This window comes from Halovulum sp. GXIMD14793, assembly GCF_054457435.1.
The window spans coordinates 42,944-57,338 of record NZ_JBTLNE010000002.1 but is presented as its reverse complement, the minus strand read 5'-3'; the positions used below and the strand labels follow the sequence as shown (position 1 = coordinate 57,338).

The 14,395-nt window shown below is 60.5% G+C and carries 14 protein-coding genes and 1 tRNA gene; 4 read left to right on the top strand and 11 right to left on the bottom strand.

Translation table 11 applies throughout. The annotated features are described in order from the left end of the window. Positions 1-10 precede the first annotated feature (10 nt). Both ACW9UQ_RS00490 and arsH read right to left on the bottom strand, forming a co-directional pair. On the bottom strand, positions 11-3,640 hold the full coding sequence (locus ACW9UQ_RS00490; RefSeq protein ID WP_458929024.1) for a hypothetical protein: 3,630 nt from the start codon (positions 3,638-3,640) through the stop codon (positions 11-13). 249 nt (positions 3,641-3,889) lie between these two features. Next, positions 3,890-4,696 carry an arsenical resistance protein ArsH gene (arsH, locus tag ACW9UQ_RS00485; protein WP_458929023.1) on the bottom strand — a complete coding sequence of 269 codons (807 nt, stop codon included), beginning with the start codon at positions 4,694-4,696 and terminating at the stop codon, positions 3,890-3,892. A gap of 155 nt (positions 4,697-4,851) precedes the next feature. On the opposite strand from arsH, the gene ACW9UQ_RS00480 reads away from it, so the two are divergent. Then, positions 4,852-5,172, top strand: coding sequence for an ArsR/SmtB family transcription factor (locus ACW9UQ_RS00480; RefSeq protein WP_458929022.1), 321 nt, complete (start codon positions 4,852-4,854; stop codon positions 5,170-5,172). A 170-nt stretch (positions 5,173-5,342) separates the two neighbouring features. On the opposite strand, the gene ACW9UQ_RS00475 is transcribed toward ACW9UQ_RS00480, so the two are convergent. After that, complete coding sequence (locus ACW9UQ_RS00475; protein WP_458929021.1) at positions 5,343-6,635, bottom strand: O-acetylhomoserine aminocarboxypropyltransferase/cysteine synthase family protein; 1,293 nt, start codon at positions 6,633-6,635, stop codon at positions 5,343-5,345. Between the two features lie 127 nt (positions 6,636-6,762). Between ACW9UQ_RS00475 and ACW9UQ_RS00470 the strand changes: the two genes are divergently transcribed. Continuing rightward, complete coding sequence (locus ACW9UQ_RS00470) at positions 6,763-8,010, top strand: MFS transporter (protein WP_458929020.1); 1,248 nt, start codon at positions 6,763-6,765, stop codon at positions 8,008-8,010. Between the two features lie 71 nt (positions 8,011-8,081). On the opposite strand, the gene ACW9UQ_RS00465 is transcribed toward ACW9UQ_RS00470, so the two are convergent. Beyond that, the gene (locus tag ACW9UQ_RS00465; RefSeq protein WP_458929019.1) at positions 8,082-8,525 is read right to left on the bottom strand and encodes a YHS domain-containing (seleno)protein; all 444 of its coding nucleotides are present in this window, start codon (positions 8,523-8,525) and stop codon (positions 8,082-8,084) included. 116 nt (positions 8,526-8,641) lie between these two features. Beyond that, entirely contained in the window at positions 8,642-9,439 is a 798-nt protein-coding gene (gene rlmB, locus ACW9UQ_RS00460) for a 23S rRNA (guanosine(2251)-2'-O)-methyltransferase RlmB (RefSeq protein WP_458929018.1), read from the bottom strand. 67 nt (positions 9,440-9,506) lie between these two features. Here rlmB and ACW9UQ_RS00455 point away from each other — a divergent pair, with 67 nt between their 5' ends. Together ACW9UQ_RS00455 and ACW9UQ_RS00450 are read left to right on the top strand one after the other, a co-directional pair. Further along, a complete protein-coding gene (locus tag ACW9UQ_RS00455; RefSeq protein ID WP_458929017.1) occupies positions 9,507-9,950 on the top strand; it encodes a GNAT family N-acetyltransferase in 444 nt (147 codons plus the stop codon). Between the two features lie 47 nt (positions 9,951-9,997). Then, positions 9,998-10,081: transfer RNA gene (locus ACW9UQ_RS00450), tRNA-Tyr, on the top strand. A gap of 73 nt (positions 10,082-10,154) precedes the next feature. Here the strand turns inward: ACW9UQ_RS00450 and ACW9UQ_RS00445 are convergent. The 6 genes from ACW9UQ_RS00445 to trxB all read right to left on the bottom strand — a co-directional run bounded on the left by ACW9UQ_RS00445 (position 10,155) and on the right by trxB (position 14,126). Next, positions 10,155-11,216, bottom strand: a complete 1,062-nt coding sequence (locus ACW9UQ_RS00445; protein WP_458929016.1) for a tyrosine-type recombinase/integrase — start codon at positions 11,214-11,216, stop codon at positions 10,155-10,157. Between the two features lie 3 nt (positions 11,217-11,219). Continuing rightward, positions 11,220-11,474 carry a helix-turn-helix transcriptional regulator gene (locus ACW9UQ_RS00440; RefSeq protein WP_458929015.1) on the bottom strand — a complete coding sequence of 85 codons (255 nt, stop codon included), beginning with the start codon at positions 11,472-11,474 and terminating at the stop codon, positions 11,220-11,222. A gap of 4 nt (positions 11,475-11,478) precedes the next feature. Next, positions 11,479-11,808, bottom strand: coding sequence for a DUF2190 family protein (locus tag ACW9UQ_RS00435; RefSeq protein WP_458929014.1), 330 nt, complete (start codon positions 11,806-11,808; stop codon positions 11,479-11,481). Positions 11,809-11,814: 6 nt separating this feature from the next. Next, a complete protein-coding gene (gene gpW / locus ACW9UQ_RS00430) occupies positions 11,815-12,042 on the bottom strand; it encodes a gpW family head-tail joining protein (protein ID WP_458929013.1) in 228 nt (75 codons plus the stop codon). 3 nt (positions 12,043-12,045) lie between these two features. After that, positions 12,046-12,888 (bottom strand): phage major capsid protein, encoded by an 843-nt coding sequence (locus ACW9UQ_RS00425; protein WP_458929012.1) that lies wholly within the window; start codon positions 12,886-12,888, stop codon positions 12,046-12,048. Between the two features lie 293 nt (positions 12,889-13,181). Then, positions 13,182-14,126: a thioredoxin-disulfide reductase gene (gene trxB / locus ACW9UQ_RS00420; protein WP_458929011.1), complete on the bottom strand. Its 945-nt coding sequence runs from the start codon at positions 14,124-14,126 to the stop codon at positions 13,182-13,184. Between the last annotated feature and the right edge of the window lie 269 nt (positions 14,127-14,395).

Sequence of the window (14,395 nt, the reverse complement as noted above, 5' to 3'; positions counted from 1 at the left end):
AGGTGTGCGCTCAGTCGGGAATGACCAGCAAGGTGTCCTTGCCGCGCCGGTTCAAACGGATGGCATCGGCAGAGATTGCCGTAACCTGATATCCGCGCACTGTATCACCTGTGGCCACCTTCACCATCTTGCCGCCCGGCAACCGGATCAGTGCGTGCCGGTTCTTGGTTGCCCCGAACACGCCGATCAGCGTCATTTCCCGCATTGGTAGCGCATTGGAAATGGTCGCTGCCCGTGCCACATTGGCCACGGTCGGCAGTTGCGGCCCCGGCGCATAGGTCGAGGATTTGATCTGCACATTCGGTGTCACCCCGGGTCTTGGCGCAACCACCTTCAGGTTGCTGGGCCGCGATCGTGGGCTCTCCGCCGTCGCAAGGGCGATATCAGAGGGTAGCAGGCTGGCCAGTTCCTCTTCCCGCTGCTCATAGGCCTCGGCCATACCCTTGGGGCGGTTCAGTGGGGCTGATGCTTTGGATAGTGCAAAACTGGTCGGGGCGAGATCGCCCTCCCGTTTGGTTTTGATGGCCAGCGCCGCCGCTTCCAGCTGATCTTGCGTCGGTTCCATCACCATAACGGTGCTGTCATCGGCATTCTTGGCGCCAAACCGGTTCGGCGGAACAATCGGGGGCAGGGCCGCAACGATCAGGACACCTTTGTCCGAGACGTGTTTTTTCCCAGCCTCTGCCGTGTCGTCAGGTTCGGATACGTTTGCTGCCGATCCTGCGGGCCGGACCGGGGGCACAATATCCGGGCGCTCCGAAATGACAGCAACAAGCGGATCTTCCGGTCGCTCGGTCGGGGCGAGTGCGACCTCGACACCCGGGCTGTCTTCGGCCGGAGTAGTTTCGGCACCATCGGTTCCTTGCGCAGCGGTTACGGCGGCCAGGACATCCTCGGGCTGCGGCGTCAGGGTGGTATCGGCGCGGCCCGCATCGGCCTCTATTCCGGTATCCGCGACAGCGGCCACCTCTATCGCCTCGGCCTGCGGCACAGGCGGGCGCATGGCGGGCAGGATGTCCGGGCGGCTTGTGATCACCAGCACATGATCGGGCGTTACACTGCGGGTCGGATCCGGCAAGCCGGGCGGCAAGGCCTGCTGCGGCAACGGCTGATCATGTCCGCCGCTCAGGGCGGCCAGAACCATGGCAGGCTCCGCCGCTGGTCGCGCCGCAAGATGCGTCAACCCAGTGACGGCCCCAGTGGATGTATCAAGGTCCGGGCTGATCAGGCCACCATCAAGGATAGAGCGCCCCGGCTCAGCCAAGGCAATCTGGTTCGGCAGGTCAAGTACAGCAGCGGGAACCGGGGCCTCATCGCCCAACTGCAGCGCTGCCACCTCAATCTCCGGCGATTTGCTCGATACCGTGACCGGCAGGGCAAAGCCGTTCGCCGCAAGCGCATCCTCTGACGGGGCGGTGCCCGCCACAGGCTCAAGAATGCGGGCGTGGGCCAGGATCTCATCAACACTGCTGCGGTCCACCAGATCAAGTTGCCCGGGCGGTATGACCTGTATCGGTGTCACTGCAGACGGAGAGCCGGAGGATTCATCGAACCGCAGTGCAGTGCGCGTCGTGCCTAGACCGCCGATCACTGATTGCACGGCGGCTGTAAAAGCCGTCAGGCGGGTTGTCGGATCATCCGTTGGTAAGGCCATGGCCAGTCGGACCGGATCTGTATCAAGCGGTTGGGCGTGCAGCTGTGGCGCGGGCAACAGATGGGTCTGATTGTCTGGAGACAGGATGTCAGCTGCCAGTGCAACCTGCCCTTCGAACCGCTCAAGACCATGCGCGGGATCAATGCGTGACGCGAATGCCGGGGTCTTGGTCGACAGGACGCTATCGAGCGCGGCACCAACCCGCGGCACACGCCGGTCAGCGACACTCACGGGGGCCAGCTCATGGATGCCACTCGGAACTGTCTGTACCTTACCTTCAAAGCGCAAGAACAGTAGGGCAGGATCGTCGCGCAGCATGGGCAAGGGCTGTACTGCTTGCCGCCCGCTGTTCTGATCCAGCATGGCCACCCGTGTCACTGTTGTTTCATCTACGGAAACAACACGGCGTGGTGCGTTGGTCTCGGTCTGCACCTGGCCAAGAAAGCTGCCTAGGTTCAGCGCCAGATCACTGCGCGAAACCGGGACAGGCAGCCCCGGCCGGATATCCTCGCCCTCAGGACGACCAACGGACACCGGCTCTACACCATCCGGCGTCATCGAGGCACCGAGTGCATCGGGGATCGTTTGCACGGCACCGGCAAACCGGCCAAAGCGCAGGGTCGGATCAATCCGCTCTACCGCTGCGGGCAAAACCGCGCGGCCGGGCAGTGCCAGAACATCGGGCCAATGGTCTGTTACGACATCTTCGTCCGGCAAGGGCGGTGCGATGGCCGAAGTCATGACATCGGCCTTGAACCGGTCCAGCAACACCAGAGTGTCGCTGAATTCAATCGGTTGCAGGGTGCCAGCCTGCTGCGCCGCTGCCAGGTTGGGCAGGGTGGTGGTCAAATCGCCGATTCCCGGTGCGGGTGGCAGATCGGGCCGGATCAGCGCATCGAAACTGTCAGCCTCGGGCACGATTGGCTGCATCTCGGCCCCCGCCACATCGCGGTTCAGGCCCTGCAGATCCGCAGGGCCGTCGATCTGATACAGCCGCGCAACCGGCGACAGGCCAATCCCGGCAGAGGTGTCTGCCGGGGGTGTCTCCAAAGTCGAAGCGCTCTGGGCCCGGTCACCGGGCAAGTGCCGTGTATCGGCTGGTGACATCAACATCGGCAGGCCAACGACGCCCAATCCGACCATTGCCGCCACGGTCACCCCGGCGAACATCTTGGCACCCAGCGGGGTGGTTTGCTTTGCCTTGACCTTGAGCGAGGCCGTAAGATCGGGGCGGGGCCTGGCCTCGGGCGCTGTTAATGGTTTGGTGGCGATCGGTCGGACCGCGCCGGGGCGGCAGGTTTTTGCAGCTTTGGACAGTGGATTGGCTGCAGGGGCCTGTAAGGGCTGGTCGGCTGGACTGGATGTCTTTGGTGATGGCGTTGTCTTGGGCGCCGGTTTTGGGGGCGCGGGCCGTTCCGTTTTGGTCGTCGGCGCGACCGCAGCAGGCGCGGCAGGCGCTTCGACTGGCGGCTGGTCCAGCAGCGGAAATTCTGGCGGGCGGGCAAAGTTCTCGGGCAATTCTGCGGTGGTATATAGCCCGGTTTCAAACCCATGCGCCTGAAGGAAATCCCGGGCTTCGCGCAACACATCCGCCGGGATCCCGGCCACTGGTGTGGTTCCATCCGCCAGTTGTGGCTGGAAATCGTAGCTCATCGACAGGGGATCGGCGGCACCCGCGGCTTCAAACGCCATAAACACCGCGTCTTCCATCGAGGAGGCCGCGTCAAAATCGATACAGCAGACCTTGACCTGATCCTGCGGCAGCCAGACCTCGACCAGCGGCGAGATGCCATCGCGCCCGCCAGCCAGAAGCTTCAGATGTTCAAGGTTTTTGGCCAGAGCGCCGACCTGAAGCGGCACGGTTTCGATCAGTTTCCAACCGGTTGCGTCCACACGTTCATAGAGGCTGATGCCGTTGCGCGACAGATCAACGGCATAATCCGCGGCAAGCCCCGTCGGGTTATTCGTCGCGTCTGTCAGCGCCATATCAGCCCCATCAAGCCACCAATACCTCTGCAATCTCCGGTTCCAATGCCGAGAGATTTGCGAAATTATCCCACAAGCATAAAGAACTTGCCCGGAATTTGCCACCTTCTTTGCAATGGTAGCATTCTTCGGGCCGCTATACCAATGGGTAGGTCGGTTCAAATCTCCCAATGGTGACTTTTGACCAGCTATTTGAAGGGCGTGTAACTTAAGCCCGTCCCTGCTTGGCCTCAACGCGTGAGGGGCCTGTCAGCAACAGGTTTTGGTCGATGCGCCGTCTTTGGGTCCGCCGCAGTTCCCGTTCTCTGTATCCGCGCCGCCTTGTGCTGAATTCGGTGCGCGGTCGGACAGGGCGTCTTCGGCATCCTTCTGCAACGCCAGAAGCCCTGCTTTGCGCTCGGAATACCGATCGACCAGATGATCTTTCCGGTCACGGACCAGAAGGGTGAACTTCACCAGTTCCTCCATCACATCCACAAGCCGGTCATAGAAAGGGGAGTTTTTAATACGATCATCCTCATCGAACTCATTGTAAGCCCGTGCAATGGACGATTGGTTCGGGATCGTCAGCATCCGCATCCAGCGGCCCAGGATGCGCATCTGGTTGACTGCGTTGAATGATTGCGAGCCGCCCTCGACCTGCATAACGGCAAGTGTCTTGCCCTGGGTCAGTCGAATGGACCCAACAGACAGCGGCAACCAGTCGATCTGCGTTTTCATCACGCCGGTCATGGACCCATGACGCTCGGGCGAACTCCAAACCTGGCCCTCGGACCAGATGACCAGTTCCCGCAATTCCTTAACCTTCGGATGATCCTCATCTTCGTCGCTGACCAACGGTAGGCCACGCGGATCGAAGGTGCGCACGTCGCAGCCGAACTTTTCAAGGATACGGGCACATTCTTCTGTGGCCAGCCTGCTGAAAGACCGTTTTCGAAGCGAACCATAAAGCAGCAGAATGCGTGGCGGATGGGACGAGGGTTGGCTGACCTCAAGTTGCTCAAGCGAGGGGGTATCTATGGCATCTTCGATAAGATGTGGCATGTCTTGCGTCATTATGGTGTCCAATTGCTCGGGTTGAGCCTTATGATGCGGAAGCTGCGTTAACGGGTGGAGTTAGCGCTGATATCTCAATAATTCAAGAGTTATTGAATAAATGTTCTGGACCATCACTTTCGGACCCTGCTAAGCAAGCCCAATCAGGAGGCAGCGTGCACATTCACGAAGATACAGTGTTAAAGATGATGCAGGCGCTTTCCGATGGAACGCGGCTGCAAATTGTGCGTTTTCTGGTTCAGAAACTACCCGAAGGCGCATCAGCAGGTGAGATCGCAGCGTTCGTGAATGCGTCCTCCTCACGCGCGTCCTTTCATCTCAGTACACTTGAACAGGCGCAGTTGGTGACCTCGAAAAAGAAGTCGCGCCACGTGGTGTATACGCTGAACAGCGAACAGATGGGCGAGCTTGTGTCCTTCTTGCTCAATGATTGTTGTGCCAACCACCCGGATATTATCGGCTGCTGTAAAGGTTGATAGCCGACTGAAATTCCGGATGTGTGTGTTAGGTCGCTGGGACTTAACGTTGCTGCAGCTCAACGTGTTAACAGGTGTCCGAAGTGATCCATGCGGCACGGCGCATGACGTTGTTGGAAAGCACAGAGGCCCGACGCAGCACCTTGGAAAGGCACTGCGTCATTGGTTTCTTAGGCCGTTGCCTTGCTCAGCGCCTGATCCAGATCGGCGATCAGGTCGGCGGCGTCCTCGATCCCGATGGACACGCGGACCACATTCGGGGCAGCGCCGGCGGCGATCTGCTGATCTTCGGTCAACTGCCGGTGAGTGGTGGAGGCCGAGTGGATGATCAGCGAGCGGGTATCGCCCAGATTGGCGACATGGCTGAAGATCTCAAGACTATCGACCAGCTTGACGCAGGCCTCGTAGCCTCCCTTCACCGCAAAGGTGAACAGCGCGCCAGCACCCTTCGGATACAGCCGCTTCGCTCGGTCCGCATAGGGCGAAGAGGCCAGACCGGCATAGGTTACCGCCTCTATCCGGTCGTCGTTTTCTAGCCATTCGGCAAGTTTCACCGCATTCTCGACATGGCGCTGCATGCGCAGGGACAGGGTTTCAATGCCCAGAAGGGTCTGGAAGGCGGTGGTGGGCGACATGGTCATGCCCAGATCACGCAGACCGATGGCGATCCCGTGGAACGTGAAGGCCAGCGGGCCGAAGGTCTCGTGGAATTTCAGACCGTGATAAGCGGGTTCCGGCTCGAACAGCGAGGGGTGCTTGCCCGCCGCCGTCCAGTCGAAATTGCCGCTGTCGACAACCACGCCGCCAGTCACGGTGCCGTTGCCGGTCAGGTATTTGGTGGTCGAGTGCACGACGATATGCGCGCCATGTTCGATGGGACGGCAGAGGTAGGGTGTCGCGGAGGTGTTATCGATGATCAGCGGCAGTTGATTGCGGTTGGCAATCTCGGCCAGGGCAGGGATGTCGGTGACATAGCCGCCGGGGTTACAGATCGACTCTGCAAAGATTGCCTTTGTGTTGTCGTCTATCGCAGCCTCAACCGCCGCCGCATCGTCAAGATCGACAAACTTGGCCGACCAGCCAAAGCGTTTGATAGTTTGCGAGAACTGCGTGACCGTCCCGCCGTAAAGCCGGGTCGAGGCGACGACATTGCTGCCCGGTCCCATCAGCGGGAACAGTGCCATGATCTGCGCGGCATGGCCCGAGGAACAGCCAACCGCACCGACGCCGCCCTCCAACGTCGCGACCCGTTCCTGCAACGCGCCAACCGTCGGGTTGGTCAGGCGGGAATAGATATAGCCAACTTCCTGCAGGTTGAACAAAGCGGCTGCATGGGCCGCATCGCGGAAGACATAGGCTGTGGTCTGATAGATCGGCACCTGACGGGCGCCGGTTGCGGGGTCGGGCTTGGCCCCCGCATGAATCTGCAAAGTGTCGAAGCCAAGTTTAGGTGCGTCGCTCATTTCAATATCCCCTGACTAGAGTGCGGCGGCACGCTAGGCCAGCGGCACAGGCTTGGCAATGGGGCGACGTTGCGGGGATAAGCATTTCGCGCTTGCCTCACCATTAAATGAATGATCTGCAAGGGCCATGCGTGTCCTGCCTACTTTCATCGCGGCCAGCGGATTGACCAACCTTGCCGATGGCATTGCGACGGTCGCCTGGGCTTGGCTTGCCTCATATCTGACGCGTGACCCATTCCTGATTGCTTTGATCCCTGTTGCCCTGCGTCTGCCCTGGTTTTTGTTCGCCATTCCCGCAGGTGTCATCACGGACCGTGTGGACCGCCGCCGTTTGATCCTATGGATGGATATGCTGCGCGCCCTTGGGTTTGTGGCTGTCGCAGTGTCGGTCATTCTGGCGATGCCGCTTGCCGAAGCCCCGGCAGAGGGGGTGTCCTCGGTGCCGCTGTTTGCTTTGCTGCTGGCTGCAGCACTTGTGGTGGGCGGGGCGGAGGTGTTTCGCGACAACGCGGCCCAGACCATGATGCCAGCGCTGGTTCCGCCCGAACAATTGGAACAGGCCAATGGTCGGCTTTGGAGTGTTGAACTCATCGGTAACGCCCTGCTTGGCCCTGCTGTGGGTGCATTCCTGATCGCCGCCTATCTGCCACTGCCCTTCGCGGCGAACGCATTGGCCTATGGTATCGCCATCCTGCTGGTCCTTCGTATTTCCGGGAATTTCCGACCCGAGCCGGGTGAGCGGAACTGGCGGCGGGAACTGGCCGAGGGGTGGAACTTTTTGAAAGCCTCCCCTTTGCTGCGCACGCTGGCGCTGATCACAGGCGTGTGGAATCTGTTGTTCCACATGGTGCTGATCGGCCTGATCCTGCATGCGCAGGAAAACCTATCTCTTGGCGCGCAGGCCTATGGGTTGGTGCTGGCTGGCGGTGCGATTGGCGGTGTGTTGGGGGGCTGGGTTGGCGGCAATATTGTTGTGCGTCTTGGGCAGGCGCGGGCGGCGCAATGGATGCTGGCCGCATCCGCCCCGGCCTTTCTGGGTATTGCGCTGGCACCGGGGCCGATTGCACTGGCGCTGGTGCTGGCAGTGTTTGAGTTTACTGGCGTGGTCTGGAACACCGTGTCCGTGTCCTACCGGCAGCGGGCAATCCCGGACCGCCTGCTGGGGCGGGTGAACAGCCTTTACCGTCTGCTGGCCTGGGGCATGATGCCCATCGGTCTTTTGCTGTCCGGTGTTTTGGTGAATCTGGCGGAAAACCTTTGGTCAAGACCGGTTGCCCTGACCACACCCTTTTATGTGGCGACGGCTGCCGCTGCCCTGTTGGTGCTGGTCGGCTGGCGGCCCATCGGACGTGGGTTCGGCAAAGATAAAGCCTAGCGCTGCCCCTCTGACACAACTGAGGGGCGCTCCGCCGATCCAATACCCGAGCCGTAGGCTGTCAAGCAGCTTCAAGCCTGGTCGCGCAACCGCTCCCAGTTCTTGTTCGCCAGACTGATATTGCCGCGCACATCATCGGCCCAACGGTTCTGCTCTTCGATTGTGTAATGCAGATAAAGCTTGTCCTTTACGAGAACCCAAACGGTCGGATTGCTTGTCCGTTTGAACCCACTGGCAATGCCCTGCGCACAGAACCCGCCATATTGGGGCATATAGCGTTTCGGATCACTGCGGAAATGACTTAGGTTCTCCGCGTTTGAGAACCACCAATTGCCTTCCTCGGTGATCAGTTCATGCTCGAATTTACCCTTAACTGCAGCCTCATCGCGGAAGAACGCGACCGGGTCATAGCCCTTGATGGCCACACCAAGGCCATCGAGATATAGGGTTTCGGACATAAGCGGGGTGGCAAGGCCTGCACCCAAAAGGGCCAGGCTGTGACGTCTGGTAATCATGGTCTTTTTGACCTTTCTTGCTGCTCTGAGAACATCTTAACAGAGCACGCCGCGAAAATCAGGTGAAATCCGCCCCAGCATCGCGAAACATTTTCGTGAATCGCTTGTCTTATTCGCTACTGGTTTGACCGCGTCGCCGCATAAAGCGAGATCGCCGCCGCGTTCGAGACATTCAGCGAGGCAAACTCCGCCGCCGCCTCAATCCGGGCCAGCCGGTCACAGGTCTTACGCGTCAACTCCCGCATACCCGGTCCCTCAGCCCCAAGTACCAGCCCCAAGGGCACGCCGGCTGCTTCCGCGCAGGCAGCATCGAGGGCGACGTCGCCCTGACCATCAAGGCCGATCAGATGATAACCCATGTTCTTCAGCGCTCCCATGGCATTGGCCAGGTTCGGCACCCGCAAATACGGCTGACGTTCCAATGCGCCTGAGGCGGTTTTGGCCAAAGCGCCGGTTTCCGGTGCGGAATGACGATGCGGCGCAATGACCGCACGGGCGCCCAGAACCTCCGCAGACCGAAGGATTGCACCTACATTATGCGGGTCCGTGACTCGATCCAGCAGCAGCACACGCGGTGCCGATGCGCCCGGCGCGCAGCATTCCGAGACAGACCCCCAATCCAGCGGGCTGACCTCCATCGCTGCACCCTGATGCACGGACTGCGGATCAATCGGGGCCGGGAAACGGCGTGGATCAGCAATCTCCGGCGTTATCTCAGCCTTAGCGATTTCCTCGGCCAGCCGATCAGCCGCATTCTTGGTCACCACCAGCCGATGTCGCTGCCGCGCCGGGTTGCATAACGCATCGCGGACTGCGTGCAACCCGAACAGCCAAAAGGTTTCTGCCCCCTTGCTTCGGGTTTCACGTTCCTTTTCAATGACCCAAGCCGGTTTCTTTGATGATTTGCCGGTCATGATACTATCCAGATGCTGAACATCCCCGGCATGTCTCGACGGGGACGGATTGTAGGAACAGGCTCAGATGATCAGACCCGCGCGGGAATCCGATATCCAGCAGATCAAGTTTCTGGCACAAACCTGCTTTGCGCCCTATGTGTCTCGGCTGGGCAAGAAGATCAAGGTGCCGGAGTTTGATCACGGCCAGAACGTGCGCGACGGTAAGGTCGCAGTGTATATGGTCGATAACTCGGTCCGGGGCTTTATCACCACGCATATCGACGGGATGGATATCCATATTGAGAACATGGCCGTCACGGCCAAGTTTCGCCGCCAGGGCGTTGGTCGCGCTTTGCTGGACTATGCCGATCAGCAGGGGATTCGCAGAAAATGTCTGCGATTGGTGCTTTATACCAGCGTCATAGCGTTCGAAAATATTGCTTACTATCGAGGCCGCGGCTTCACCGAGGTCGACCGCCGAAACAATGGCGAGCATGAAATGGTGCTGTTCGAGCGATATCTGCGATAAACGCCTTGACCTCGGCGCGCTCACTGCGTAGTCAGCGCTTCTGAAAAGGGCGACGTGCTGCAAGGTGCGGCAGCGGACTGTAAATCCGCCGGGGAGACCCATGCCTGGTTCGATTCCAGGGTCGCCCACCATTCCAATTTTTCATCCAATAGAATCAACGCCCTACGGGGCAATATCGTAAAACTTTGGTGCGGGTTTTATACTCTATGTTCTCTTTTCCTTCCGCTCCAGTGCCTCAAACGCCCGCTTCGCCAGATGGACTCGGTTGGCCGCGACCGTGTAGCGTGTGACTTCCGCGAGGGTCTGGTGCCCGCTGATAGCCATGATCTCATGCGCGCTGCATCCGGCCTCGGCCAGTCTGCGACATGCGGCCTTGCGAAGCCCATGCGGCGAAAGCCCCTCGGGCAACAACCGCTGGCCGTCATCATCCACCACGGATTTGACCAGCTTCCGAAACCAGTTCGTGAACCCCTCGGGCGTCATCGGCTTGCCGCGATCCGACATAATGAAGGTCAGGTTATCGCGTGGCAGGGCGTCCAAGGCCGCCCGAAGGTTCGGGTGCATGGGGATGCTGACCTCCTGCCCCGTCTTCTGTTGCGTGATGGTCAGGACGCCCCCACGCACATGCTGACGGCCCATACGCACCACGTCGCCGCGTCTCTGGCCCGTGTAGAGCAAGAGCGAAAACGCCAGGTATGCCCGGCTCCCCGGCTCATGGTGCGCCAGGAAAGCGTCTATGTGTTCCTCTTCCCAAGTCGTGAATCCTGCCGACCGATGGCGGAGTTTCTTAACACCTGCCGTCGGATCGTCGCGCCGCCAGCCCAGGTCAATCGCGTGGGCCATGAGGGTCCGCAGGAGGCGCAGGAGCCGGTTCGCCGCATCTGGCGTGTCCGCTTTCTCGGACATGATCTTCTGGACGTGGCGCTTCTCCAGGTGCGCGACTCGCTTGTCGCCATGCTCCGCCCGAAACCGTTCGAGGATGTTCCTGACGGCGCGTTTCGTTGAGTCTGCCAGGCCACTGTATTCGGCGCTGCGATAGTAGCTGGCAATTAGGGCCGAGACGCTTCGCGGAATGGTCTGCCGCTTCCCGACTTCCTCTTTTTCACCTTCCATCGCAGCCGCGTATTCGGCCATGAATTGCGGCGACCAGGGCAGGCCCGGCAATGCGCGTCTGGGATAGCCTGGACGGCGAAAGTACCAGCGTGGTTTACCGTGCCGGTCTATCATCCCCTGACAGTATTTCGGTGGTCTTCGAAGTTGCTTCATGAATCAGTCCCAATCGTTGTTGTCGGAACCTTCATCATGCGCGGTCTGAGTGTCGCCGGGCAAGGAGTCGAACGCCGCGTCCAGTTGATGCCTGTCCCAAAACACGCGGGTTTTCACGCGCTTGGGGCCAGGCATGAGGCCATCACGGATCATGGAGTCGAAGAAATTGGGGCTCACGCCCACATAGGCCGCCGCCTCGGGCCGCGTCAGCCCCCGCCTGGGCGGCGGGGGCAACGGGATATGACGGGCGACCGTCATGGGGTCAGAAGGTGCCGTTCAGGCGAACGCGGACGGCGCTGGACGGATTGCCAGCGGCCATGATCGCCACACCGACCTTCGTGTTGCCGGACGCCGTTGTCGTCACCAGGCCGTCGCTGGATCGCCAGTAGACGGCGGCTCCGACTGCAACGTCATCGGTCGCGACCTTGGGCATCTCGAAGACGCCTTCGGTCACCAGCACCAGCGGGTCGCCGATCTCGGCGTCACCCGAGGCAATGCCAAACAAGGTTCCGACTCGCACGCCGTCACCAGAGGTCGCGGCGGCTTCTGCGGTCACGGTGATGTTCTTACCAGGTTGGATGTAGTTTTTCATGATGATTCAAGTCCCTTTGCTTGTTCTCAGGAGGATGCGGCGCGGGGGCGTTCGGGCTCCCGCGACCTCGGCTTCCAGGTCCGCGACGTAGCGGGCCAGCGCCGAACGGTTCGCCGGTCGATACTCGACACGCTCACCATTCTGGTCGGTGAGCGACACGGCCTGAGTGCCCGTCATTAGCTTGTGGAGCGCAATACGGGCCTCAGTCAGTCGTTCTTGCGCGGTCAGGACCATGGGTTACGCCCCAGGCACCTGATGGGCCGCCCGCCAGTCGAGCCATCCCGCGCCGAAGTCGAGGAAGGCCCGATACTTCATGCCGAGAGTGTCCCATGCCTCTGCCCTTTGAACCTGCGGACCTTGGGCGCTGGAGAGGTAGCCGTATTGCATCGCCGCCAGACGGGCGGTGTCCGAAAATACGTACCACGTGCCGTCGGCGGGGAGTCTCGGCTCTACCAGGAGCGTGAGCTTGCCGCCGAACGGGTTCACATCGTCGCTCTTGTTTGGCTGGATGCTAGCGAGAACCTGTTCGGCCTCGGTCTCCAGATTGGCGGGCACCAGAACATAGCGCGGGGCCAAGCTGATGATCGTCTTGCCGTCCAGGCCCGTGCGGGTCCGCATGGCTTGCCGAGCCGAGGCCAGGGCGTTGATCGTCGGCAGGGCCGATGCACCGATGTTTTCCCGGCTGGCGTCGAAGACCGGCGTTCCATCCGAGAGGTTCGGATTGCTGACGATCAGATCCACCAGAATGTCGGCTTCGGTCTGCGCTGCGGCCTCACCAAAGGCGCTGATCGTATCCCCAAGCATTCCGAGGTCGTCGTTAATCAGAAGCTCGCGGCTGACATTGAGCCCACGCGCGTAGGTCTTGAGGCGCATGGTTTCGCCGTTCTCGGCCCGCGACGTGTGGGTGATCTCGCCATTCTCGGCGATCTCTTCCAGCCGCCCCATTTCGCCAAGGCGGATCGCCGTGGACTCTTTGAAGTTCGGCAACGTCCGCTGACGGCAGAGCGTCTTCACCGCAGATTCGGCTGGCCAACGGGTCTGAGGTGTCGATTGCGATGCTTTGACCATCGGGCCGATCATACTGATCGCCGGAAATTCCAAGCTCCCGGCACACATATCCCAGAAGTTTCTCCACGGCGTCTGCTGCCGGGGGCGCGCATAGCGATGACCGCATCGCGGTGTTCCGCGATCAGCGTGTCGCGCAGGGCCATCTGTTCGGCGAAACATGTATCGCGGCGCAACCAATCGCCCGCCTGCATCGGGCGGGTGCCCGGAAGGGGGTGAGCGACTGCATCATCGGAGAACACATCGTGAAGAACCTGCATCCGGAGATGAGAGCAGGAGGAGGGTGTTCCCGTCAATGGCTGCCCGGATCAGTCGGTGTTCTCGGCCAACCATCTTTCGGCGTCCAGAGCGGCCATACAGCCCATTCCGGCACTGGTCACGGCCTGCCGATAGACATGATCGGTCAGGTCGCCAGCAGCAAACACCCCAGGGATGGAGGTTTCCGTCGTGCCTGGTTTCACCTTCACATAGCCGCCCATATGCAGATCAAGCTGGTCCTTGACCAGTTCCGAGGACGGCGCGTGGCCGATGGCGATAAACACGCCCTTGCAGGGAATCTCGGTCATCTCGCCAGTGTCGACATGCTTGACGCGCACGGCTTCAACCCCCAACGGGTCATCGGTTCCGACCACCTCTTCCAGCGTATGGAACCACAGGGGTTCGATCTTTGGGTTCTTGAACAAACGGTCTTGCAGGATCTTCTCGGCGCGCAATGTGTCACGGCGATGGATCAGCGTGACCTTCGAGGCGAAATTGGTCAGAAACAGCGCCTCTTCCACGGCTGTATTGCCGCCGCCGACGACAACGATCTCCTGGCCGCGATAGAAGAACCCATCGCAGGTCGCACAGGCCGACACGCCAAACCCCTTGAACTTTTCTTCGGAGGGCAGGCCCAGCCATTTGGCCTGCGCGCCGGTCGCCAGCACCACCGCATCCGCTGTGTATGTGGTGCCGGTGTCGCCCTTTGCCACGAAGGGCCGCACGCCAAGGTCGAGCGATGAGATATAGTCCGAGATGATCTCCGTCCCCATTGCGGCGGCGTGCTCTTCCATGCGTTTCATCAATTCCGGCCCCTGAACCTCTGTGTCGCCGGGCCAGTTCTCTACCTCTGTGGTGGTGGTCAATTGCCCACCGGGTTCGATCCCTTGCACCAGTATAGGGTTCAGCATCGCACGCGCGGCATAGACGCCAGCGGTATAGCCCGCCGGGCCGGAACCAATGATCAGAAGGCGAGTGTGGCGGGTGTCAGACATGGGCTGCGGTCTCCGAATAAGAATGACGTTGTCAGACCATATAGAAGGTCGCGATGCCGCCGTATAGGGCTGCTCACGCGAACGATACTGGCGGTAGGGTGGATGTTACAATCGCCTCGCAATGTGGTGCGGAACGCGTGGCAACGGGTGCGTAATCCGGGCTGCATAGTGCGGCGATCCGCCATGTGCCGTGTGTTTGGCCGGAGTGTTAGCAGCCAAGTGTTTCGCATGATGCTAAACATGGAAATCGGTCTTTGGCGCAGAAAACG

Excerpts from the sequence above, each read along its gene's own strand:
- ACW9UQ_RS00475 (WP_458929021.1), bottom strand. The coding sequence starts at position 6,635 with ATGAGCGACGCACCTAAACTTGGCTTCGACACTTTGCAGATTCATGCG.
- arsH (WP_458929023.1), bottom strand. The coding sequence starts at position 4,696 with ATGACGCAAGACATGCCACATCTTATCGAAGATGCCATAGATACCCCC.
- ACW9UQ_RS00445 (WP_458929016.1), bottom strand. The coding sequence starts at position 11,216 with ATGAAGCAACTTCGAAGACCACCGAAATACTGTCAGGGGATGATAGAC.
- ACW9UQ_RS00440 (WP_458929015.1), bottom strand. The coding sequence starts at position 11,474 with ATGACGGTCGCCCGTCATATCCCGTTGCCCCCGCCGCCCAGGCGGGGG.
- ACW9UQ_RS00435 (WP_458929014.1), bottom strand. The coding sequence starts at position 11,808 with ATGAAAAACTACATCCAACCTGGTAAGAACATCACCGTGACCGCAGAA.
- trxB (WP_458929011.1), bottom strand. The coding sequence starts at position 14,126 with ATGTCTGACACCCGCCACACTCGCCTTCTGATCATTGGTTCCGGCCCG.
- ACW9UQ_RS00455 (WP_458929017.1), top strand. The coding sequence starts at position 9,507 with ATGATCAGACCCGCGCGGGAATCCGATATCCAGCAGATCAAGTTTCTG.
- ACW9UQ_RS00425 (WP_458929012.1), bottom strand. The coding sequence starts at position 12,888 with ATGATCGGCCCGATGGTCAAAGCATCGCAATCGACACCTCAGACCCGT.
- rlmB (WP_458929018.1), bottom strand. The coding sequence starts at position 9,439 with ATGACCGGCAAATCATCAAAGAAACCGGCTTGGGTCATTGAAAAGGAA.
- ACW9UQ_RS00490 (WP_458929024.1), bottom strand. The coding sequence starts at position 3,640 with ATGGCGCTGACAGACGCGACGAATAACCCGACGGGGCTTGCCGCGGAT.
- gpW (WP_458929013.1), bottom strand. The coding sequence starts at position 12,042 with ATGGTCCTGACCGCGCAAGAACGACTGACTGAGGCCCGTATTGCGCTC.
- ACW9UQ_RS00465 (WP_458929019.1), bottom strand. The coding sequence starts at position 8,525 with ATGATTACCAGACGTCACAGCCTGGCCCTTTTGGGTGCAGGCCTTGCC.
- ACW9UQ_RS00470 (WP_458929020.1), top strand. The coding sequence starts at position 6,763 with ATGCGTGTCCTGCCTACTTTCATCGCGGCCAGCGGATTGACCAACCTT.